General features: G+C 75.0%; 16 protein-coding genes and 1 riboswitch. Of the genes, 12 read left to right on the top strand and 4 right to left on the bottom strand.

Going from position 1 to position 22,140, the window contains the following annotated elements:
• Window positions 1-125 precede the first annotated feature (125 nt).
• Complete coding sequence (locus OO48_RS17910) at window positions 126-737, top strand: HIT family protein (protein ID WP_033217392.1); 612 nt, start codon at window positions 126-128, stop codon at window positions 735-737.
• A 76-nt stretch (window positions 738-813) separates the two neighbouring features.
• Here the strand turns inward: OO48_RS17910 and OO48_RS17915 are convergent, their stop codons facing one another.
• The gene (locus tag OO48_RS17915) at window positions 814-2,007 is read right to left on the bottom strand and encodes a winged helix DNA-binding domain-containing protein (protein WP_033217401.1); all 1,194 of its coding nucleotides are present in this window, start codon (window positions 2,005-2,007) and stop codon (window positions 814-816) included.
• 917 nt (window positions 2,008-2,924) lie between these two features.
• Here OO48_RS17915 and OO48_RS17920 point away from each other — a divergent pair.
• The 6 genes from OO48_RS17920 to OO48_RS17945 all read left to right on the top strand — a co-directional run bounded on the left by OO48_RS17920 (window position 2,925) and on the right by OO48_RS17945 (window position 10,283).
• Entirely contained in the window at window positions 2,925-5,120 is a 2,196-nt protein-coding gene (locus OO48_RS17920; protein WP_425338557.1) for a glycoside hydrolase family 6 protein, read from the top strand.
• Between the two features lie 252 nt (window positions 5,121-5,372).
• Window positions 5,373-6,179, top strand: coding sequence for an SAM-dependent methyltransferase (locus OO48_RS17925; RefSeq protein ID WP_033217403.1), 807 nt, complete (start codon window positions 5,373-5,375; stop codon window positions 6,177-6,179).
• A complete protein-coding gene (locus OO48_RS17930) occupies window positions 6,176-8,386 on the top strand; it encodes a putative bifunctional diguanylate cyclase/phosphodiesterase (protein WP_245194698.1) in 2,211 nt (736 codons plus the stop codon). Before OO48_RS17925 ends, OO48_RS17930 begins: the two co-directional genes overlap by 4 nt.
• 130 nt (window positions 8,387-8,516) lie before the next feature.
• Window positions 8,517-8,807, top strand: coding sequence for a hypothetical protein (locus OO48_RS17935; RefSeq protein ID WP_051732263.1), 291 nt, complete (start codon window positions 8,517-8,519; stop codon window positions 8,805-8,807).
• A gap of 102 nt (window positions 8,808-8,909) precedes the next feature.
• Entirely contained in the window at window positions 8,910-9,356 is a 447-nt protein-coding gene (locus tag OO48_RS17940) for a DoxX family protein (RefSeq protein ID WP_033217405.1), read from the top strand.
• A gap of 279 nt (window positions 9,357-9,635) precedes the next feature.
• Window positions 9,636-10,283, top strand: coding sequence for a DUF6308 family protein (locus OO48_RS17945; RefSeq protein WP_063830700.1), 648 nt, complete (start codon window positions 9,636-9,638; stop codon window positions 10,281-10,283).
• A 348-nt stretch (window positions 10,284-10,631) separates the two neighbouring features.
• Here OO48_RS17945 and OO48_RS17950 read toward each other — a convergent pair whose 3' ends face one another.
• Entirely contained in the window at window positions 10,632-11,018 is a 387-nt protein-coding gene (locus OO48_RS17950) for a hypothetical protein (protein WP_157845482.1), read from the bottom strand.
• Window positions 11,019-11,252: 234 nt separating this feature from the next.
• Between OO48_RS17950 and OO48_RS17955 the strand changes: the two genes are divergently transcribed.
• Both OO48_RS17955 and OO48_RS17960 read left to right on the top strand, forming a co-directional pair.
• Window positions 11,253-12,176, top strand: coding sequence for an NADP-dependent oxidoreductase (locus OO48_RS17955; RefSeq protein ID WP_033217408.1), 924 nt, complete (start codon window positions 11,253-11,255; stop codon window positions 12,174-12,176).
• Window positions 12,173-12,937 carry a VOC family protein gene (locus OO48_RS17960; protein WP_033217409.1) on the top strand — a complete coding sequence of 255 codons (765 nt, stop codon included), beginning with the start codon at window positions 12,173-12,175 and terminating at the stop codon, window positions 12,935-12,937. Before OO48_RS17955 ends, OO48_RS17960 begins: the two co-directional genes overlap by 4 nt.
• Window positions 12,938-13,007: 70 nt before the next feature.
• On the opposite strand, the gene lnt is transcribed toward OO48_RS17960, so the two are convergent.
• Both lnt and cobN read right to left on the bottom strand, forming a co-directional pair.
• Window positions 13,008-14,567, bottom strand: a complete 1,560-nt coding sequence (gene lnt / locus OO48_RS17965; RefSeq protein WP_051732264.1) for an apolipoprotein N-acyltransferase — start codon at window positions 14,565-14,567, stop codon at window positions 13,008-13,010.
• 92 nt (window positions 14,568-14,659) lie between these two features.
• The gene (gene cobN / locus OO48_RS17970; protein ID WP_033217410.1) at window positions 14,660-18,268 is read right to left on the bottom strand and encodes a cobaltochelatase subunit CobN; all 3,609 of its coding nucleotides are present in this window, start codon (window positions 18,266-18,268) and stop codon (window positions 14,660-14,662) included.
• Window positions 18,269-18,448: 180 nt separating this feature from the next.
• Window positions 18,449-18,513, bottom strand: a riboswitch (cobalamin riboswitch).
• Window positions 18,514-18,738: 225 nt separating this feature from the next.
• On the opposite strand from cobN, the gene OO48_RS17975 reads away from it, so the two are divergent.
• The 3 genes from OO48_RS17975 to OO48_RS17985 are packed head-to-tail and all read left to right on the top strand — an operon-like array spanning window position 18,739 to window position 22,129.
• A complete protein-coding gene (locus OO48_RS17975) occupies window positions 18,739-19,953 on the top strand; it encodes a cobalamin biosynthesis protein CobG (RefSeq protein WP_245194699.1) in 1,215 nt (404 codons plus the stop codon).
• Window positions 19,950-20,576 (top strand): precorrin-8X methylmutase, encoded by a 627-nt coding sequence (locus OO48_RS17980; RefSeq protein ID WP_033217413.1) that lies wholly within the window; start codon window positions 19,950-19,952, stop codon window positions 20,574-20,576. The genes OO48_RS17975 and OO48_RS17980 overlap by 4 nt, the downstream gene beginning before the upstream one ends.
• Window positions 20,573-22,129 (top strand): precorrin-2 C(20)-methyltransferase, encoded by a 1,557-nt coding sequence (locus OO48_RS17985; protein WP_033217414.1) that lies wholly within the window; start codon window positions 20,573-20,575, stop codon window positions 22,127-22,129. The genes OO48_RS17980 and OO48_RS17985 overlap by 4 nt, the downstream gene beginning before the upstream one ends.
• Window positions 22,130-22,140: the final 11 nt, after the last annotated feature.

Genomic DNA, 22,140 nt, shown 5'->3' on the forward strand with positions numbered 1-22,140 from the left:
GCCGCCGCCGTTCCGCGGTCGGGACAGCCCTCCCGCGCGGAAGGGAAGTCGCGGGCCGGGCGGTCCGGAACGGCCGGCCGGACGGGGCGTCAGGGCGCCGGAGGCCCGGGGCTAGTCTTCCGATCATGGCTATGACACCTGACGAGTTCTACGACCACGCACGGGCGGCGGCCGACGGCGAGCTCCGGCTCCCGCTGGCCCGGATGACCAGTTGGGACGTCAGTCCGTTCGAGCCGGAGGGGCTGCGGGTCTCGCCGCTGCGCCCGCCGGTCCTGCCCGAGCCGCCGAGGCACGGCGAGGACCCGGCGGACTGCGGGATGTGCAAGGCCCGGGACGAGGGCCTGTGGTTCACCGACCACTGGCGGTTGGCCCGGGTCGAGGGGGTCGGTGTGCCGCTGGCGCTGATGCTGTACCCGCGCGACCACTACGACCTGGCGGAACTGCCCGACGGACTGGCCGCCGAGATGGGGGTGCTCACCACCCGCGTCGTCCGCGCGGTGCAGGCGCTGCCGCACGTCTCCCGGGCCCACGTCTACCGGCTGGGCGACGGCGCGGCGCACCTGCACCTCTGGTTCTTCGCCCGCCCGGCCGGTCAGCTCCAACTGTTCGGCTCCTGGCTGCCGGTCTGGGACGACCTGCTGCCGGAGTACCCGGCGGACGCGGCCCTGGCGGACGCGACAGCCGTCGCCGACGCCCTGGTCGCCTCGTACGGCGGCCGTCGCACGCCGACCGCCTGACCCGCCGTCCGCCTGACCCGCCGTCCGCCTGACCCGCTGCCGGGCTGAACGCCTGCCCGGCCTCTCCGGCGGCCGGTCAGGAGGTGAGGCGGCGTTCGAGCGGGGTGCGGAAGCGGGGGGTGACGCGGGTGTCGGCGAGGACGGTGCGGAGGGCGGCGGCCCGGTCGGTGACGGCGGTGCGGGCTTCGGGGCCGGGGTCGGTGAGCAGGTCGAAGACGACCTCGCCGTCCGGGCGTTGGGCCCAGCCGCCGATGACGCGGCCGTTCCACCAGACGGTGGGGCCCAGGTTGCCGGAGCGGTCGGCGAGTTCGGAACGGTGCGCGGGGTCGAGGTACCAGTCGCGGTGCTTCCAGCCCATCGTGGTGGGGTCGAGGGCCGGCAGCAGGGCCGCCCAGGGCTCCGGTTCGGGTAGCGGGGCGAGGTCGTCGGGCAGGACGAACCCGGCCCTCCCGTCGGCGAGTTCGACCTCGGCGGCCGCACACGCGCCCAGCGCGGCGCGCACCTCGCGGACGCCCCAGCCGGTCCACCACACCAGGTCGTCCTCGGTGGCGGGGCCGTAGGAGGCGAGCCAGTGCCGGGCCAACTCGGCCTGGGCGGCCGCCCGTTCGGCGCCGGTGGGGGCGGCGGGCACCGGAGGCCCCGGCACCCAGCGGTGCCGGCTGCTGGTCCAACCGCCGATCGGGCGGCGGCGGACCATGGCGCCCTCCATGCCGAGCAGGCGCAGCAGCCGCATGCCGACGGGCTGGGCGGCCTGGTAGGAGGTGCCCGCCCCGTAGTCGATGGTCTCGCGCAACTGCGGTACGAGTTCGCTGAGTTGACTGCCAGTCAGGCCCTCCGGAGATTCGGTGGGGGCGGTGCCGAGGGCGTCGAGCACGGCGGCCTCCGCGGCAGCGGTCCAGGCGGCGTCACGGCCGGAGGCGGCGAAGTCCTTGAGCAGGCGGGCGCGTTCGGCGGCGGCGGCCTTCGCGGTGGTGGAGGCGTACAGCGCGGGGGCGAGATCGGCGGGGACGGCGAAGAGCGTCTTGCGCATGCCGTGGCGACGCAGCACGGTGGCGTCGGCGTACAGGGCGCGCTCGGTGTCGGCGGTGCCCGGGGCGGCCAGCCGGGCCGCGACGGCGAGGAACACCGTCGCGGGGTCGGTGGCGTGCACGGCGACCAGGGCGTCCACCACCTGCTCGGCCCGGTCGGCCGCGGTGCCGGGGGCGAGCAGGTGGCGCCGGGCCAGCCGGATGCGGCGCTGGTCGTCGTCGAGGACGGGGCGGGCGGGCACGCGGTTCCTCCTGAGGGTCGCGGGTCGTGCGGGTCGTGTGGGTCGTGCGAGGGGTGCGGGTCGTGCGGGCGGTACGGGTCGGAATCGTACGGGTGGGGGGCGTACGGACGGTGGCCCGCCGGCCGGGGGTCGCGGATCGGGGACAGCCTGCCACGGGGGCCGGTCCGCGTCCCGGAGGCGAGGCGTGCGGGCCCGGCCGGGGCCTGATTCCGGTGCCCGGCGGCGGCGGTCCGTGAAAGTTTCGCAGCGGAACGGCCCCGGCCGGGGCCGTTCGTCCACCCCGACCGGGCACCTCCCGGCCGCGCACCGGCGCCGCCGGGGAACCCGCAGGTGGGGGCGGTGACGAGCCGGTCGGGAAGGCCGGGCCGGGCCCCCGTCCGGCCGGTGGCCGCGCCGCCGTCCCGTGGCAGCTGAGGGGCCCGGGCGGAGCGTCGGCGGGCGCGGCGGGCGCGGCGCGGCCGGTACCCGGCGGATCCGGCCACGGCGGGCCGTACGGGAGCAGTGCGCGGCCGGTGCGCGGACGGTGTTCGGGCGGTGCGGGCGGGGAACGGGTCGTCGGCGAACTGCCCTCCGGTGCGGGGGTGAAGGCTGGTGCGGGGAGCGCCGGTTGGGGCACGGGTGGCGTGCGGCGGGCAGTGCGGGCGGGGGAGCAGCGGGGTGGCCGAACCCCGGCGGGCGACGGCCATCCGGATAAGCGGGAGCGCTCCCACGGGTTCTGTCCAACTTCTTGACGGGAGTTCGAGGTCATGGCTTCATATCGGTTGTCCCCGAGCTGAGTTCGCCTCAGCCCGGGCCAAGTATGGGAGCGCTCCCATTAATTGGGAGCTTTTCCATCGAGTCCGTCCCCCACCCGAAAGGACTCCCTTACCGTGTCGGCAAATCTGACGCGCCGTCTCCGGACGGCAGCGGCGGCCGTGGTGCTCAGCGCCGCGACCGTTGTGCCCCTTGCCCTGTCGACCACCGCCGCCCACGCGGCGACCCGTGTGGACAACCCCTTCGTCGGCGCCGGGGTCTACGTGAACCCCGAGTGGTCCGCCAACGCCGCCGCCGAGCCGGGCGGTTCGGCCGTCGCCAACCAGCCGACCTTCGTCTGGCTGGACCGCATCGCCGCCATCAGCGGCGTCAACGGCGGCATGGGTCTGCGCGACCACCTGAACGCCGCGGTGCAGCAGGCCGCGGGCAAGCCGTACGTGTTCCAGGTCGTCATCTACGACCTGCCGGGCCGCGACTGTGCCGCCCTGGCCTCGAACGGCGAGCTCGGCCCCACCGACCTGCCGCGCTACAAGAGCGAGTTCATCGACCCGATCGCCGCGATCCTGGCCGACCCGGCCTACGCGAACCTGCGGATCGTCACCACGGTCGAGCTCGACTCGCTGCCGAACCTGACGACCAACGCGGGCGGCACCGCCACCGCCACCGCCAACTGCGACACCATGAAGGCCAACGGCAACTACGTCAACGGCGTGGGCTACGCACTGGCCAAGCTCGGCGCTATCCCGAACGTCTACAACTACGTGGACGCGGGCCACCACGGCTGGCTCGGCTGGGACTCCAACCTGCAGCCGGCCATCGACGTGGTCAAGCAGGCGGCCCAGGCCTCCGGTTCGACCCTGAACAACGTCCAGGGCTTCGTCGTCAACACCGCCAACTACGGCGCGCTGCACGAGCCCAACTTCACGGTCAGCGACACGGTGAACGGCACCTCCGTCCGCCAGTCCAAGTGGGTCGACTGGAACCAGTACGTCGACGAGGCGTCCTTCGCCAAGGCGTGGCGCACCAAGGCGATCGCGTCCGGGTTCAACTCGAACATCGGCATGCTGATCGACACCTCCCGCAACGGCTGGGGCGGCGCCAACCGTCCGGCCGGCCCGGGCCCGAAGACCTCGGTCGACGCGTACGTCGACGGCGGCCGGATCGACCGCCGCTTCCAGACCGGCAACTGGTGCAACCAGTCCGGCGCGGGCCTCGGCGAGCGTCCGAAGGCGGCCCCCGAGGACGGCATCGCCGCGTACGTGTGGGTGAAGCCCCCGGGTGAGTCGGACGGCGCGAGCCAGGCCGTCGCCAACGACGAGGGCAAGGGCTTCGACCGGATGTGCGACCCGACGTACACCGGCAACGCGCGCAACAACAACAACATGTCGGGTGCCCTGGCCAACGCCCCGCTCGCGGGCCACTGGTTCTCGTCCCAGTTCCAGGAGCTGCTGAAGAACGCCTACCCGGCGCTCGGCACCAGCACCACCGACACCACCGCCCCGACCGCCCCGACGGGCCTCGCGGCGACCGCCACCTCCAGCAGCGTCTCGCTGTCCTGGACCGCCTCCACCGACAACGTCGGCGTGACCGGTTACAACGTGTACCGCGGCGGCACCCTGGTCGGGTCCACCAACAGCACCTCGTACACCGACTCGGGCCTGACCGCCTCCACCGCGTACTCGTACACCGTGAAGGCCAAGGACGCGGCCGGCAACGTCTCCGCGGCCTCCGCGGCGCTCAGCGTCACCACCGGCTCCGGCGGCACCACCGACACCACCGCCCCGACCGCCCCGACCAACCTGGCGGCGACCACCACCTCCAGCAGCGCCTCGCTGACCTGGACCGCCTCCACCGACAACGTCGGCGTGACCGGTTACAACGTGTACCGCGGCGGCACCCTGGTCGGGTCCACCACCAGCACCTCGTACACCGACTCGGGTCTGAGCGCGTCCACCGCGTACTCGTACACCGTCAAGGCGAAGGACGCGGCCGGCAACCTCTCCGCGGCCTCCGCGGCCGTCACCGCCACCACCCAGGCCGGCACCGGCACCGGTGGCGCCGGCTGCACCGCGACCTACAAGGTCAGCAGTGACTGGGGCGCCGGCTTCAACGCCGACGTCACCGTGACCGCGGGCAACACCGCGATCAAGTCCTGGAAGGTCACCTGGACCTACGCGGGCAACCAGCAGGTCACCAACCTGTGGAACGGCACCGTGAGCCAGTCCGGCCAGTCCGTGACCGTCAGCAACGCCGGCTACAACGGCAACGTCGCGGCCAACGGCTCCACCAGCTTCGGCTTCGGCGGCAGCTACTCGGGCAGCAACGCCGTCCCGACCCTGACCTGCACCGCCACCAGCTGACACCAGGCAGCAGGTAGCGCGCAGCAGATAGCGGCCCCACCCGACTGACGCGGGGAGAGCCGCGACGCACCACCCAACAGAGGCGCCGCCCACATGCAGAGTCTGCATGTGGGCGGTTGCCGTTCCCGGACGGCGGCGGGGCGCGCCACGCCGCCGTTCGGATCTCGCGGCTTGCGGTGTGCATCGCAGGTATAGGAAGATCTTTATGTCCTGTCGCTATTTTTCGAATGCCACGTCGGAGGGAGTGCCGTCATGGCGCGTCCGAACTGGGTGCCCGCAGGGACCGACCTCGACAAGCCGAACGCGGCCCGGGTCTACGACTACTACCTCGGCGGTTCGCACAACTTCGAGGTCGACCGGCGGATGGCGCGCAAGGCGATCGAGCTCTGGCCGGACCTGCCCATGATCATGCGGGCGAACCGGGCCTTCCTGCGCCGTGCCACCCAGTTCGCCGCCGGGGAGGGCATCAGCCGCTACCTCGACATCGGCTCCGGCATCCCCACCTTCGGCGCCGTCCACGAGGTCGCCCGCGAGCACCGGCCCGAGGCCCGCGTCGTCTACGTCGACATGGACCCGGTCGCGGTCGCGCACAGCCGGCTGATCCTCGCCGACGACCCGCTCTGCCAGGTCGTCGACGCCGACCTGCGCAACACCGACGACCTGCTCGCCCGCCCCGAGGTCGAGGAGCTGCTCGCCCCCGGCGAGCCCGTCGCCGTCATCCTGAACGCCGTCCTGCACTTCGTCACCGACGCCGACGAACCGGCGAAGATCCTCGCCAAGCTGCGCGAGGCGCTCCCCAGCGGCAGCATGCTGATCCTCTCGCACGCCTCCCTGGAGGGCCGCCCCGACCAGGCCGGCTCCCACCAGAGCCTGTACCGCTCCACCCCGACCCCGCTCACCATGCGCAGCCGCGAACAGATCACCGCCTTCTTCGACGGCTACGACCTGGTCGAGCCCGGCGTGGTCTACCTGCCCGAGTGGCGCCCCGACGACGCCGGATCGGTCGGCCCGCACCCCGAGCGGATGACCGGCATGGCCGGCGTCGGGCGCCTGTCGTGAACGAGTCACCCGGCGCGGGCGGACCGCCGGGCCCGGAGGCGCAGACCGCGCCGGGCCCGCAGACCGCGCGGGGAGCGGCGGCGGACGCGGACGGGACGGCCGCCGCCGGGTTCCGCGCCGCCTGGTCCGCCATGCTGCGCACCGGGCACGGTGCCGCGGTGCGCCCCGGCGTGCTCAACCCGCTGATCGCCCGCACCGCCGAACTGCTGCACCGCGCCGCCCGGGAGCACCCGTTCCGCCCCGAACTGGCCGGCCAGGCCGGTGCGCTGCTCATCGACAACCAGTTCACCGACCCGCAACTACTGGCCGACGCCGTGCAGTTGATCCAGCGCCAGCCCGTCCCCGACGACCGCGGCCCGGCGCTCAGCGGCGCCTTCGCGGCCGGCTGGGCGGCCGCCCTGCGCGAGCGCACGCTGCGCGAGCAGGAGGCGATCCGGCTCGCCGCCGACACCGCCCGGCAGGAGGTCGAGAAGGCGCTGCGCGCCTCCGAGGCCCGCTTCCGCGCGCTGTTCGAGTCCGCGGCGATCGGCATCGGCCTCGGCGACACCGACGGCAACATCCTGGCCGTCAACCGGGCCCTCGGCGAGATCTTCGGCGGCGGCCCCGAGGACATGCAGGGCGTGCGGGTCGACGACCTGGTCCACCCCGAGGACACCCCCGGCGTGTGGGAGGCGTACGAGGAGCTGATCAGCGGCAAGCGCGAGTACTTCCAGTTCGACAAGCCGTACTACCGCCGCGACGGCGAAGTGGTGTGGACGCACCTGACCGTCTCGCTGATCCGCGACGACGACGGCGTGCCGCTCTACCAGGTCGCCATGCTGGAGGACGTCACCGAGCGCTACCGCCTCCAGGAGCGGCTGCGCCACCAGGCCACCCACGACCCGCTGACCGGGCTGCCCAACCGGGCCGCGTTCTTCGAACGGCTGGAGAAGCTCTTCGAGGAGCCGGAGCCGGACGCCCGGTTCGGCCTGTGCTACGTCGACCTGGACGGCTTCAAGATCGTCAACGACAGCCTCGGCCACGACATGGGCGACCAGCTGCTGACCGTGGTGGCCCGCCGGCTGGAGAACGCGCTCAGCCCGCTCGGCCACATGGTGGCCCGGCTCGGCGGCGACGAGTTCGTGGTGCTGCTGGAGAACTGCCGGGGCGAGCAGGAGGCCGTCGCCGCCGCCAAGACCGTGCTCGCCGCGCTCACCAGGCCCGTGGTGATCGGCGACCACCGGCTCGCCGTCGGCGCCAGCGTCGGCGTGCTGGAACGGCGGGTCGCCACCACCACGCCCGGCGCCGCCGTCCGGGCCGCCGACCTCACCCTGTACCGGGCCAAGGAGGCCGGGCGCGGCCGCTGGACGCTGTTCGACCCCAAGGAGAACGCCCGCGCCGTCAGCCGGTACGCGGTGTCCGTGCGGATGCCCGCCGCGCTCGACCGCGGCGAGTTCTTCATCGACTACCAGCCGATGGTCGACCTCGCCTCCGGCGCGATGACCGGCGTCGAGGCACTGGTGCGCTGGCGGCACCCGCAGATGGGGGTGCTCGGCCCCGAGGAGTTCGTCGGCGTCGCCGAGGAGACCGGGCTGATCATGCCGCTCGGCCGCTGGGTGCTGGAGCAGGCCTGCGAGCAGGCCGCCGACTGGGTCGCCAAGTTCGGCGACCGGGCGCCCAAGGTGAGCGTCAACCTGGCCGTCCGGCAGGCCCGCAACGCCGGACTGGTCGGCGACGTCGAACGCACCCTGCGCAGCACCGGACTGGACCCGTCCATGCTGCAACTGGAGATCACCGAGTCGACCGTGGTCGGCCCCGAGGACGAGGCGCTCAAGGCGCTGCACGCGCTGGTCGACATGGGCGTCTCGCTCGCCGTCGACGACTTCGGCACCGGCTGGTCCAACCTGGCCTACCTGCGCGACCTGCCGGTCTCCAACCTCAAGATCGCCGGCTCCTTCGTCGGCGACCTGCACGACCCCGCCAAGGACACCCACCTCGGCTGGCGGATCGTCAGCGGACTGGTCTCGCTCGCCCACACGCTGGGCCTGTCGGTCACCGCGGAGGGCGTGGAGAGCCGCGCCGACGCCGAACGCCTGCGCCTGATGGGCTGCGACCTCGCCCAGGGCTGGCACTTCGGCCGCCCCGTGCGCCCCGCCGAGATCGCCCGACGGATCGCCGACGCCGACCTGGAGGCCGCACCCGAGCCCGGCCTCGGCCACGAGAGCTGAAACCCTCCGCCCGCCGGACCCCGCGACGGGAACGGGCAGGGCCGGCGGGGCGGCCCGCCGAGCGCGGAGCAGGCCCGCCTCCGGACCGGCGGGGCGCGGGGGCGCCGACCACGGCCCGCGGGGCGGGCGGGTGTCCGACCGGCTGGCGATCGAAGTGCTGCCGTCCCCGCGCCGCACCGCCGAGGTGCGGATCCGGGTCGACGGCGAGGACCTGGTGGGCGGCACGGCGGGCCCCGGCGGCTGCTGCGGTCACCTCGCCGGGTCCGTCCGACGCCACGGCGGCCTGGTGGTCCGGTCCGACCGGGGGACCCCGGGCGACGAGCCCCGCCCGCCCGACCTCCACTTCGACGTCCACCAGTGCGACGCCGAACTCGCCCGCGTCACCGCCGACCGCTGGTGGGACGTTCCCCCGGCGCCCTGACCGCACCGACCGGAGGACTTCCCCGCCGGGCACCGATGAGTTCACGGGGTGACGGCCGTCGAAGCCTGTGAAAGCAACGACAGCCGACCGGGGAGACCTGAGATGACCAGCACCACCACCGCTGCCACCACCGCCGCCGCGACCACCGCCGCCGCGAAGCCCGGGAAGGCCGCGCTCCGGACGGTCTGGGCGTTGCGGGTCCTGATGGCGCTGTTCTTCGCGCTGGCCAGCGCGCTGCCCAAGCTGCTCGCCCTGCCGGACGCCACCACGGTCTTCGACGCGATCGGCGCGGGCGACTGGTTCATGTACCTGACCGGCCTGGTGGAACTGGCCGGAGCGATCGGCCTCCTGCTGCCCCGCCTGGCCGGACCGGCCGCGACCGCCCTGATCGCCTTCCTGCTGTGCGCGTTCGTCGTCCAGCTCACCGCGATGCACGGCGAGAACGCCGGCACCCCGTTCCTCTTCATGATCCCGCTGGCCGTCATCGCCTGGACCCGCCGCACCGAGACGTCCGCCCTGCTGCGCCCGCGCCCGCGCCCGCACCGCTGAGCGGGACCCGGCGCGGTTCTCCCGTGGACAGCGGTCCGCGCAGTGCCTGCTGACGATCCGTCACCGATTCTGCGGACTGCCCACCCGTCCGCGGCCCCTGCGGGTACGATCCCACCTCCGGCCCCGTGCCGGCCGCCCGCCGCCACCCGGCGGGCGGCCGTACGCGCTGCGGCCGGAGCCGACCCACCGGAAGGACGGAGACCGCGAACCTTGACCGCTCGCACCGCACCGACCGAACCACCCGTGCCGCCCGTGCCGCCTGCCGCGCGGCGCCCACCGTTGGCGCTGCGGCTGCACGCCCTGCTCGCCCGCGACGGCGTCGTCGCCGACCTGCGCCGCTACTACGGGATCGGCCTGCCGCCCGGCACCGCGCCGTACACCGGCGCCCGGTTCGAGCAGCTGGCCGGCGGCGGGGACCGGCCCGGCACCGCCGACCGGTTCACCGCGGACGACCTGATCGCCGTGCAGACCCTGTCGGTGACCGTCCCCGCGCCCGTCGCCCTGGACCTCCTGGAGGGCCCGCTGGGCGAGCGCCTGCACACCCTGCTGCGCGCCGTGCCGGCCGACCTCGACCTGGTCGACGCCGATGCCGGGCACATCTCCGTCGGGTCCCCCGCCGCCCGGGCCTGGGAGCTGCTGGACGACGCGCCCGGCGTCGGCTGGGTGCTGGCGGGCAAACTGCTGGCCCGCAAGCGTCCCCGGCTGCTGCCCGTCTACGACCGGGTGGTGCGCTGCGCGCTGGGCCGGCCCAGCGGGTTCTGGTCGGCGCTGCACGCCGCCCTGCGCGCGGACGGCGGCGCCCTGGCGCACCGGCTGGCGGAGCTGCACTGGGCCGCCGAGCTGCCGCCTGCCGTGAGCGCGCTGCGGGTGTGCGACGTCGCGGTGTGGACGAGCCACCACGCCGACGGCCACCCCTGCCCCTACTGACCCCCTCGGGCCGCGCCGGGAGAGCCGGGGAGCCGCTCGACGGGGGCACGTGACGAGGGCACGCGACGGCGCCCGCCCGACCTGGGTGGTCGGGCGGGCGCCGTCGCGTACGCCCAGTGGAGGAGCGTGCCGGAGCCGAGTCGGATGAAGGGCTTCAGTACTCGTCGGAGGCCAGGTGCGCCCGTCGATCGGGCCCCGGTCGTGGCTGCCCGAGGGCGGCTCGGGCGGGTTCTGCGGCGCGCAGCCGTCGTTCCGGACGAATCGGCCACGCGGCGCCCGTCCCGGGTGATCCGAATCCGCCGAGGGGGGAGGGGCGTCGTCGTGGAGGGAGGAGGGGCGGCGTCCCGGTCACCAGATCACCATCGAGGTCACGGTGGCGTGGAAACCGAACGCCAGGCCCCGGTCCTGCCATTTATCGAGGGTGAGGGAGGTCTGGTAATTGTTTTCCTGCACGGTGTAGACGAACGTGACCTTGTTGTTTCCGGAATGGAAGTGCGTGCTGAGGTAGAGGCTCATGCTGTTCAGCGCGCCGGCATTGGCGAAACACGCCGGCCCCGGAAGGTAGTCCGTGTCTATGCGCACGTACTCCTGGATCACCGGACTGCCGCAGTAGACGCCGTTGGCCGCGGCGGCGGGGGTCACCGGAATGGCGAGCGACAAACCTGCGGTGACCGCCACCGTGACGGTCGACTTCTTGAGTAATCCCTGAATCCTGACGGGGCGTCCTATTTTCATGGAAAACACGGTACTTGAGCCCTCCGGGTGAATCAACACCCCATCGAGATAGCCGAGTTGACCGAAGGGGCGCTTCGTTCCAGGCGAGTTCCGAGGCTGCGCGAGGTGCCCGCCCCGTCGTTCGCGCGGGCGCACCACCCTCCCGTTCGGCCCACCGCCCCCGGGCTACTCGCCGGTATCCCGGCAAGGTGGGGAGGGGACGGAAGGGCGCGGGGCGAGTGAGGAAGGCAGCGGATGGCGAAGGCATTCGGGTTCGTCGCGTACGGCGGGCCGGAGCAGCAGGGGTTCCTGGACCGGCCCACGCCCGTCCCCGGGCCCGGCACGGTGCGGATCAGGGTGGTGGCGGCCGGGGTCAACCCCGCGGACTGGAAGAAACGGCAGGGCTGGTTCGGCACCGGGGCCGCGCCGCCGGTGGTGATGGGCACCGAGGCGGCCGGCGTGGTGAGCGCCGTCGGCGAGGGCGTGCAGGGCTTCCGGGTCGGCGACGAGGTGTTCGGCATCGCCCCCGGCGGGGCCTTCGCCGAGGAGGCGCTGCTCGCCGCCGGCACCACCGCGCACAAGCCGCGCACCGTCGGCTTCGCCGAGGCCGCAGCCCTCCCCGTCGCGGCCGCCACCGCCTACGACGCGCTCGACCAGCTCGCCGCGCTCGGCCTGGACCCCGGCCGGACCCTGCTGATCGTCGGCGCGGCCGGCGGCGTCGGCACCGCCGCCGCGCAGATCGCCCGCGGCCGGGGCCTGCGGGTGCTGGGCGCCGCCGGGGAGGGCAGCGCCGACCACGTCCGCTCGCTCGGCGCGACCCCCGTCCGTTACGGCCCGGGCGTCGCCGAACGGCTGCGCGGCGTCGCCCCCGACGGCGTGGACGCCGTGCTCGACCTGGTCGGCGGGGACGCCGTCCGCGAGGTCGCCGGCGCGCTGCGCGCCCCCGGCCGGCTGGTGTCCACCGCCGACCCGGACACCGCGGCCGCGCTCGGCGGCGCCTACGTCCGGCGCGACGGCACCGCCGCCCCGCTCGCGGCGCTCGCCGAACTCGTCGCCGCCGGCACCCTCGACCCGCACATCACCGCCCGCTACCCGCTGGAACGCGCCGCCGAGGCGGTGGCCGAGGTGGAGGGCGGGCACGTCCGAGGCAAACTGATCCTGGAGATGAGCCGACCGTGAAGATCACCGAACCGAGCCCCGGCGCGCCCTGCTGGGTCGAGCTCGCCACCAAGGACCCGGCCGCCGCCAAGGCGTTCTACCACGAGCTCTTCGGCTGGCGCACCGAGTCCGTCCCCGACGAGAAGGCCGCGGGCTACACCAAGCTCTACCTGGGCGAGCAGCTCGTCGCCGGCCTCAGCGGGCTGATGCACCCCGACCAGCCCACCGCCTGGACGATCGGCTTCCACACCCCGGACACCGACATCGCCGCCGACGAGATCGCCGACGCCGACGGCAAGGTGATCGTCCCGCCGACCGACGCCCTGGACTGGGGCCGGTTCGCCGTCGCCGCCGACCCCACCGGCGCGGTCTTCTCCACCTGGCAGCCCGCCGCCATGCTCGGCGTCGACCTGCGCGACGAGCCCGGCGCCCTCGGCTGGGTCGAACTCGCCACCCGCGACCCGCGCGCCGCCGCCGAGTTCTACGCCCGGGTGTTCGGCTGGAGCGTCAACACCGGCGAGATGTACACCCGGTTCGGCCTGGGCGGACGCGACTTCGGCGGCATGATGGACATGTCCGACCAGTTCCCGGACGAGGTCGCGCCCTACTGGATGCCCTACTTCGCGGTCGCCGACGTCGACCTCGGCGCCGAACGCGCCTCCCTGCTCGGCGCCACCGTCACCCTCCCGCCCACCGACGTCCCCGACGGGCCCCGGCTGGCCGTCCTGCACGACCCGCAGGGCGCGCTCTTCGGCATCCACGCGGTGGAGGACGGGACGTAGCGGACGGGAGAGGAGCAGGAGGGCCGCCCCGGGTGCGGGGCGGCCCTCCGTGCCCGCGGGGAGCGGGAGTTCAGACCCGGGCCGGCGGCGCCCCGGCGGGCGTCGGGGCCGGCGGCGGGCCCGGGCGGCGGCGCTCGCGCAGCACCGGCGCGGCCGCGACCGCGGCCGCCGCCAGCACCACCGCCAGCGCCGTCAGCGGCACCCAGTCGCCCAGGCGCACGTACCACGTCCGGGCGGCCGGGTCGGCCAGCGCCAGGTCGACCGTCACCGCGCCGAACTCGTCCGTGCCCATCCGCGCCAGCCGCCGGCCCTGCGCGTCGTACGCCACCGAGTCGCCCGTCAGCGCCGCCTGCACCACCGGCCGGCCGGTCTCCGCCGCCCGCAGCGCGCCCAGCGAGGCGTGCTGGGCCGGCGCCCAGGTCGACTGGAAGGTGGAGGTCGCCGACTGGTAGACGATCAGCTCGGCGCCCTGCCGGGCCGCGGCGCGCGACATGTCGGGGAACGCCGACTCGAAGCAGATCAGCGTCCCCACCGGCAGCGGCCGCCCGCCGCGGTCCACCACCGGCAGCAGGTGCACCGAGGAGCCCGGCACCCGGTTCTCGCCCGCCGCCGCGCTCACCCCGGCGATCCAGCCCAGCAGCGGGCGCAGCGGGATGTACTCGCCGAACGGCACCAGTCGGATCTTCCGGTAGCGCGCCACCACGCCCGAACCGTCCACCAGCACCGCGTCCTTGGAGATCTTCCCGTCGGCCTTCCGGGCGTCCTCGCCGACCAGCAGCTGCGCCCCCGCGGCGCGCGAGAGCGCCGCCAGGCGGGCCACCGTCGCCTGCTGCCGGTCCAGGTCCTCGGTGGTCGAGCTCTCGCCCCACACGATCAGGTCCACCGGGCGGGCGGCCAGCGAGCGGGTGATCCGCACGTTCTCCTCCAGCCGGGCCTGCTCGTCCGGCGTCGAGCCCGCCTGCACCAGCGCCACCGCCGCCGAACCCGAAGTGGCCGGCGCGGCCTGCGCCGCGAACGCCAACGGGCCGGAGAGCAGCGCGGCCAGCGCCGCCGCCCCCGCCAGGGCGCGCACCCGCAGCCCGTGCGCGGACAGCAGCACCAGCAGCGCCGTGTTCACCCCGACCAGCACCCAACTCACCAGCCACACACCGCCGACGGACGCCAGGCCGAGCACCGCCGGGTGCTCCCACTGGGTGGCGCCCAGCAGCGCCCACGGCCCGCCCAGCGCGTGCCAGGACCGGGCGTACTCGGCGCACACCCACACCGCCGGCAGCACCACCAGCGCCGCCGCCGCGCGGTGCGGCACCGGCTCGCCGCGCAGCAGCCACCACACGGCGAGGCCGAACGGCGCCTGCAGCACGCCGAACAGCACCGCCAGCACCGGCAGCGCCGGACCGATCGACGGGATCAGCCAGTACATCCCGGTGAGGATGAACCCCGCGCCGAACCACCAGCCGCGCACCATCGCCTCGCGCGGCCCCTGCGCCGCCCGCATCAGCAGCATCCCCGGCACCAGCGCCGCCCAGGCCAGCCAGGCCAGGCCCGCTCCGGGGAAGGTCAGGACGGGCAGCGCGCCCGAGGCCAGCGCGCCGTAACGGGCCGGTCGGGTGAGGGCGGTTCGCAGGTTCATGGGCAGATTGTCCGTCCGGCCGGGGCGGAAGGCACCCCTATTCGATCATCGGCATGTCAAGGTCGTCCCCAGCCTGCCCGGATCGCGCGGGTTCACTCGCCCTCCAGGTCGCCCTCCGTCTCCAGCAGCACCCGCCGCAGCTCGTCCAGCAGCGCCGCGTCCGGCTCCGCCCACAGGCCGCGCCCGGCGGCCTCCAGCAGGCGTTCGGCGATGCCGTGCAGGGCCCACGGGTTGGCCTCGGCGAAGAACTCGCGGTTGACCGGGTCGAGCACGTACTCCTCGGTCAGCTTCTCGTACATCCAGTCCGCCACCACGCCGGTGGTCGCGTCGTAGCCGAACAGGTAGTCCACGGTCGCGGCCATCTCGAACGCGCCCTTGTAGCCGTGCCGCCGCATCGCCTCCAGCCAGCGCGGGTTGACCACCCGGGCGCGGAAGACCCGGGCCGCCTCCTCGGTCAGCGTGCGGGTGCGCACCGTCTCCGGGCGGGTCGAGTCGCCGATGTACGCGGCCGGGGCGGCGCCGGTCAGCGCCCGCACGGTGGCCACCATGCCGCCGTGGTACTGGAAGTAGTCGTCCGAGTCGGCGATGTCGTGCTCGCGGGTGTCGGTGTTCTTCGCCGCCACCGTGATCCGCCGGTACGCGCTCTCCATCTCCTCGCGCGCGGGCCGCCCGTCCAGGCCGCGCCCGTACGCGTAGCCGCCCCACACCGTGTACACCTCGGCCAGGTCGGCGTCGGTGCGCCAGTCCCGGCTGTCGATCAGCTGGAGCAGGCCCGCGCCGTACGTGCCCGGGCGGGAGCCGAACACCCGGACGGTGGCCCGGCGTTCGTCGCCGTGCTCGGCCAGGTCGGCCTGCACGTGGGCCCGGACGAAGTTCTGCTCGGCGGGCTCCTCCTGGCGGGCGGCCAGGCGCACCGCGTCGTCCAGCAGGGCCACCACGTGCGGGAAGGCGTCCCGGAAGAAGCCCGAGATCCGCAGCGTCACGTCGATCCGCGGCCGGCCCAACTCGCTTGCCGGGATCGGCTCCAGGCCGGTCACCCGGCGCGAGGCGTCGTCCCACACCGGGCGCACGCCCAGCAGCGCCAGCGCCTCGGCGATGTCGTCGCCCGCGGTGCGCATCGCCGAGGTGCCCCAGAGCGAGAGGCCGACGGAGGGCGGGAACTCGCCGTCGTTGTCGGCCCGGTAGCGCTCCAGGAGCGAGGCGGCCAGGGCCTGGCCGGTCTCCCAGGCGAGGCGGGACGGGACGGCCTTCGGGTCCACCGAGTAGAAGTTGCGGCCGGTCGGCAGGACGTTGACCAGCCCGCGCAGCGGCGAGCCGGACGGGCCGGCCGGGACGAAACCGCCCCGCAGGGCGTGCAGCACCGCGTCCAACTCGTCGGTGGTGGCGGCCAGCCGGGGCACCAGCTGGGTCGCGGCGAAGGACAGCACGTCGGCGACGGCCGACGGCAGCCCCTCGGCGACCTTCGCGACGGCGGCCGGGTTCCAGTCCTCCGCCTCCATCGCCTCCACCAGCGCGCGGGCCCGGGCCTCCGCCGCGTCCGTCGCCCCCAGCGTGAGCGCCGCCTCGTCCAGGCCCAGCGCCTCGCGCAGGCCCGGCAGCGCGCTCACGCCGCCCCAGATCTGCCGCGCCCGCAGGATCGACAGCACGATGTTCACCCGGTCGGTGCCCGCCGGGGCCTGCCCCAGCACGTGCAGGCCGTCGCGGATCTGCGCGTCCTTCACCTCGCACAGCCAGCCGTCCACGTGCAGCAGGAAGTCGTCGAAGCCGTCGTCCTCCGGGCGCTCCGCCAGCCCCAGGTCGTGGTCCAGCTTCGCGGCCTGGATCAGCGTCCAGATCTGCGCCCGGATCGCCGGCAGCTTCGCCGGGTCCATCGCCGCGATGTTCGAGTGCTCGTCGAGGAGCTGCTCCAGCCGGGCGATGTCGCCGTAGGAGTCGGCGCGCGCCATCGGCGGCACCAAGTGGTCGACCAGCGTGGCGTGCGCCCGGCGCTTGGCCTGGGTGCCCTCGCCCGGGTCGTTGACCAGGAACGGGTAGACCAGCGGCAGGTCGCCGAGCGCCGCGTCCGGGCCGCACTCGGCGGACAGCGCCGCCGTCTTGCCCGGCAGCCACTCCAGGTTGCCGTGCTTGCCCAGGTGCACCACCGCGTGCGCGCCGAAACCGCCGTCCGCGCGGTCCGCCGCGATCCACCGGTACGCCGCCAGGTAGTGGTGGCTGGGCGGCAGGTCGGGGTCGTGGTAGATCGCCACCGGGTTCTCGCCGAACCCGCGCGGCGGCTGCACGAGGACCAGCAGGTTGCCGGAGCGGATCGCGGCCAGCACCAGGTCGCCGTCCGGGTTCCGCGAACGGTCCACGTACAGCTCGCCCGGCGCCGGGCCCCAGTGCTCCTCGACCCGCTCGCGCAGCGCCGCCGGCAGCGTGGCGTACCAGCGCCGGTAGTCGGCGGCCGGGATCCGCACCGGGTTGCGGGCCAACTGCTCCTCGGTCAGCCACGCCTGGTCGTAGCCGCCCGCCTCGATCAGCGCGTGGATCAGCGCGTCGCCCTCGTGGCCGCCCTCGGTGTCGGTGTGGAAGCCCGGCAGGCTGTCGCCCAGGTCCATGCCCTCCGCGCGGAGCCGCTCCAGCAGCCGGATCGCCGACGCCGGGGTGTCCAGGCCCACCGCGTTGCCCACCCGGGCGTGCTTGGTCGGGTACGCGGACAGCACCAGCGCGAGGCGGCGCTCGGCCGCCGGGGTGTGCCGCAGCCGGGCGTGCCGCACCGCGATGCCCGCGACCCGCGCCGCCCGCTCCGGGTCCGCCGCGTAGACCGTCAGCCCGTCCTCGTCGATCTCCTTGAACGAGAACGGGACGGTGATCAGCCGCCCGTCGAACTCCGGCACCGCGACCTGCGTGGCCGTGTCCAGCGGGGAGAGCCCGTCGTCGCTGTCCTCCCAGCGGGCCCGCGACCAGGTCAGGCAGAGGGCCTGCAGGATCGGCCGGTCCAGCGCGGCCAGCGCGCCCGCGTCCCACGCCTCCTCGTCCCCGCCGGCCTGCGCGTCGGCCGGCCGGGTGCCGCCCGCCGCGAGCACCGTCGTCACGATCACGTCCGCCGCGCCCAGCTCCGCCAGCAGCTCCGGCTCGGCCCCGCGCAGCGACGCGCAGAAGTACGCCCGCGCCTGCGCGCCCTGGTCCTCGACGGCCCGGCACAGCGTCTCGACGAACGCCGTGTTGCCGCTCATGTGGTGCGCCCGGTAGTACAGCACCGCGACGGTCGGGCCCTGCGAGGTGCGCGCCTCGCGCTCCAGCGGGCCCCAGGCGGGCGCCGAGGCCGGGGGCGCGAAACCGTGCCCGGTCAGCAGCACCGTGTCCGACAGGAACGCGCCCAGCTCCGCCAGGTTCGCCGGACCGCCGTGCGCCAGGTACGCGTGCGCCTCCGCCGCGATGCCCGCCGGAACGGTCGACAGCTCCATCAGCTGCGCGTCCGGCGCCTGCTCACCCGTCAGCACCACCACCGGCAGCGGACCGGCCAGCAGCGCGTCCAACCCCTCCTGCCAGGCCCGGCGCCCGCCCAGCAGCCGCACCACCACCAGCTCCACGCCGACCAGCAGCGCGGGCAGCTCCTCCGGCGACAGGCGCGCCGGGTTCGCCCAGCGGAACGGCACCGGGCCGCTCGCCGCCCGGGCGCTCAACAGGTCGGTGTCGGACGTCGACAGCAGCAGGATCATGCGGAGGCCCTCCCGGGCGTCTCGGACAGCACGGGGCGCGCGGGGCACACGGGCAGGGCGGGGCGGACGGCACGGGACGGCCCGGCGACGGCGGGCACCCGCCGGAGCACGGACATGCGGCAGCGCATGGAACAGCCTTCCTCGGGGTCCTCGCCCCGGGCGGTGGAGGACGGCCGGAGTTCCTGGCTCCCACGGCTCCGAGAGCCGCGGTCACAGTGGCGGGACCGCACCGGATTCGCACCGGACTTCCTCCGCTGTGCCGTCGCTGGCAGCGGACGCCCCGAGAGGCGCCCGGCAGCATCGTACGGGGTGATCGGCCCCCCGGGGGAGTGTGAGCTGCGACGCTGACCGAAACCCGACCACCCCCGCCACCCGCACCGCCCTGAGCTGCGCAATCGCGCCCCCGGCCGGGGGCGGGTGTGACGCACGAGGCGGTGGCGCGCCCGGAGCCGATGGGTATGCTCGCCGCCATGCCACCCACACCCGACGCCGCCCAGGCACCCTCCGTCGGGCCCGACCGAGGCCGCGCCGACGCCTGCCCCGGCGCGCTCCGCCTGCACCCGGCCGAGGACGGGCACCTCGCCCGACTCCGGCTGCCCGGAGGGCGGTTGACGCAGCGTCAGCTGATCGCCGTGGCCGATGCCGCCGACGCGCTCGGTGACGGCGAGGCCGAGATCACCTCGCGCGGCAACCTCCAGCTGCGCGGCCTCGACGGCCACTGCGCCGCCGACCTCGCCGAACGCCTGCGCGCCGTCGGCCTGTTGCCCTCCGACACGCACGAACGCGTCCGCAACATCGTCGCCTCCCCGCTCGCCGGCCTCGACGGACGCGGCGCCGACGGAGGCCGACTCATGGGCTGGGTGCGGGAGTTGGACGAGTCGCTGTGTGCCGCGCCGTGGGCCGCCGCACTGTCCGGCAAGTTCCTGTTCGCCCTCGACGACGGCCGCGGCGACGTCGCCGCACTCAACGCCGATGTGACCTTGATCGCAGTCGGCGGCGGCCGCGCCCTGCTCCGACTCGGCCGCGCCCGCCGCGCCACCGCCGTCGACGCACCCGTACCCGCCGCGCTCGACGCCGCCCGGCGCTTCCTCGGCCTCGCCGCCGGACGCGCCTGGCACCCGCGCGAGATCCAGGACGAACTCCCCGAGGGCGACGTCCCGCTGCCCCCCTTCGCGGGCGAACAGCCCTTGCTGGGGCGGGTCGGCGACGGCCTCTCGGTCGGACTGCGCTTCGGCCGCGCGAGCAGCGCCCAGTGGCGGCTGCTCGCCGACACCCTCCCGGCGGGGCGGACCGCCCGGCTCACCCCCTGGCGCGGCGCCGTCCTGCCCGGCGCCGACCCCGCCCGGCTGCCGCGGCTGGCCGACGCCGGGCTGCGCACCACCCCCGGCGGCCCCTGGGAGGGCGTCACCGCCTGCACCGGCCTGCCCGGCTGCGGAAAGTCCCTCGCCGACGTCCGCGCCCAGGCCGCCCGCGCCGTCGCCGACGCCCCCGCCGAAGGGCTGCCCGTCCACTGGTCCGGCTGCGCCCGCCGCTGCGGACACCCCGCCGGCCGCTGGGTCGACGTCCTGGCCACCGCGGCCGGACACCGCGTCACCGTCGACGGCACAGCCCGCGACACCGAAGAGAACCGGACGGCCGAGGCAGTCGCCGAAGCCCGCAACGCCCAATGGCGGAGGACCGAATGATCGACTACGAGAAGGACGGCGCGGCCATCTACCGCCAGTCCTTCGCCACCATCCGGGCCGAGGCGAACCTCGCCCACCTGCCCGCCGACGTCGCCCGGGTCGCCGTCCGGATGATCCACGCCTGCGGCATGACCGACCTGGTCGACGACCTGCTCTGGTCGCCGAACGCCGTCGCCGACGCCCGCCGCGCCCTGCTGGCCGGGGCGCCGATCCTGTGCGACGTCAACATGGTCGCCAGCGGCGTGACCCGCAAGCGGCTGCCCGCCGACAACGAGGTGGTCTGCACCCTCACCGACCCCGCCGTCCCCGAACTCGCCCGCGCCATGGGCACCACCCGCAGCGCCGCCGCGATGGAACTCTGGCTGCCCCGCCTCGAAGGCGCCGTCGTCGCCGTCGGCAACGCGCCCACCTCGCTGTTCCGCCTGCTGGAGATGGTCGAGGCCGGCGCGCCCCGCCCCGCCGCCGTCATCGGCGTCCCCGTCGGCTTCATCGGCGCCGCCGAATCCAAGCAGGCCCTCGCCGACCACCCCTCCGCCCTGGAACACCTGGTCGTCCGGGGCCGCCGAGGCGGCAGCGCCATAGCCGCCGCCGCCATCAACGCGATTGCGAGCGAAGAAGAATGACGGACAGTCAGCGGACCGGAAGGCTGTACGGCGTCGGCGTCGGACCGGGCGACCCGTCGCTGGTCACCGTGCGCGCCGCCGAACTCATCGGCAAGGCCGACGTCGTCGCCTACCACTGCGCCCGGCACGGCCGCTCCAACGCCCGGGCCATCGCCGAACGGTACCTGACCGGCAGCCAGGTCGAGGAGCGGCTGATGTACCCGGTCACCGTGGAGACCACCGACCACCCCGGCGGCTACCGCGGCGCCCTCGACGACTTCTACCGGGAAGCCGCCGAACGGCTCGCCGCGCACCTCGACGCCGGGCGCGACGTCGTCGTCCTCGCCGAGGGCGACCCGCTGTTCTACGGCTCCTACCAGCACATGCACAAGCGGCTCGCGCACCGCTACCCCACCGAGGTCGTCCCCGGCGTCACCTCGATCAGCGCCGCCGCCGCCCGCCTGGGCACCCCGCTGGTCGAGGCCGAGGAGATCCTCACGATCATCCCCGGCACCCTCCCCGAGGAGGAGATCGCCGCCCGGCTCGCCGCCACCGACTCCGCCGTCGTCATGAAGCTCGGCCGCACCTTCCCCGCCGTCCGCCGCGCCCTGGAGCGCACCGGCCGCCTGGACGACGCCCGGTACGTGGAGCGCGCCACCATGGACGGCGAACGCACCGGGCGGCTCGCCGAGATCGACCCGGAGAGCGTCCCGTACTTCTCCGTCGCCGTGCTGCCCAGCAAGGTCGCCGCGCTCGACTCCGCCGGACGGCCCTTCGAAGCCCTGGACGCCCCGGCGGAAGGGGCGGCCGAACAGGCCGGCGAGGCCGGCGAGGTCGTCGTGGTCGGCACCGGGCCCGCCGGGCCGCTGTGGCTCACCCCCGAGGCGCGCGGCGCCCTCGCGGGCGCCACCGACCTGGTCGGCTACACCACCTACCTGGACCGGGTGCCGGTGCGCGCCGGGCAGGTCCGGCACGGCTCCGACAACAAGGTCGAGGGCGTCCGGGCCGAATTCGCCCTGGAACTGGCCCGCCGCGGCCGCCGCGTCGCGGTGGTCTCCTCCGGCGACCCGGGCGTCTTCGCGATGGCCACCGCCGTCCTCGAAGCCGCCTGCGAGGACCCCTACCGGGACGTGCCCGTCCGCGTCCTGCCCGGCATGACGGCCGCGCACGCCGCCGCCTCCCGGGCCGGCGCGCCGCTCGGCCACGACTACGCGGTGATCTCGCTCTCCGACCGGCTCAAGCCCTGGGAGGTGATCGCCCGCCGGCTGCGCGCCGCCGCCGAAGCCGACCTGGTGCTCGCGCTCTACAATCCCGGCTCCAAGTCCCGCACCACGCAGGTCGCCTCGGCCCGCGACCTGCTGCTGGAGCACCGCGCCCCGGAGACCCCGGTGGTGATGGCCCGGGACGTCGGCGGCCCCACCGAACGGGTGCGCACCGTCGCGCTCGCCGAACTCGACCCGGCCGAGGTCGACATGCGGACCCTGCTGCTGGTCGGCTCCACCCGGACCCGGTGGGCGCGGCGCGGCGGCGGTGCCGAAGTGGTGTGGACGCCGCGCCACTACCCCGAGGCGTAGCGGGCGGATCG

Source organism: Kitasatospora phosalacinea (assembly GCF_000716545.1).
GTDB lineage: Bacteria > Actinomycetota > Actinomycetes > Streptomycetales > Streptomycetaceae > Kitasatospora > Kitasatospora phosalacinea.

Bases quoted from the DNA above. Each gene is read 5' to 3' on its own strand.
- OO48_RS17975 (WP_245194699.1), top strand. From the start codon at position 18,739: ATGCCACCCACACCCGACGCCGCCCAGGCACCCTCCGTCGGGCCCGAC.
- OO48_RS17940 (WP_033217405.1), top strand. From the start codon at position 8,910: ATGACCAGCACCACCACCGCTGCCACCACCGCCGCCGCGACCACCGCC.
- OO48_RS17980 (WP_033217413.1), top strand. From the start codon at position 19,950: ATGATCGACTACGAGAAGGACGGCGCGGCCATCTACCGCCAGTCCTTC.
- OO48_RS17925 (WP_033217403.1), top strand. From the start codon at position 5,373: ATGGCGCGTCCGAACTGGGTGCCCGCAGGGACCGACCTCGACAAGCCG.
- lnt (WP_051732264.1), bottom strand. From the start codon at position 14,567: ATGAACCTGCGAACCGCCCTCACCCGACCGGCCCGTTACGGCGCGCTG.
- cobN (WP_033217410.1), bottom strand. From the start codon at position 18,268: ATGATCCTGCTGCTGTCGACGTCCGACACCGACCTGTTGAGCGCCCGG.
- OO48_RS17950 (WP_157845482.1), bottom strand. From the start codon at position 11,018: ATGAAAATAGGACGCCCCGTCAGGATTCAGGGATTACTCAAGAAGTCG.
- OO48_RS17985 (WP_033217414.1), top strand. From the start codon at position 20,573: ATGACGGACAGTCAGCGGACCGGAAGGCTGTACGGCGTCGGCGTCGGA.
- OO48_RS17910 (WP_033217392.1), top strand. From the start codon at position 126: ATGGCTATGACACCTGACGAGTTCTACGACCACGCACGGGCGGCGGCC.
- OO48_RS17955 (WP_033217408.1), top strand. From the start codon at position 11,253: ATGGCGAAGGCATTCGGGTTCGTCGCGTACGGCGGGCCGGAGCAGCAG.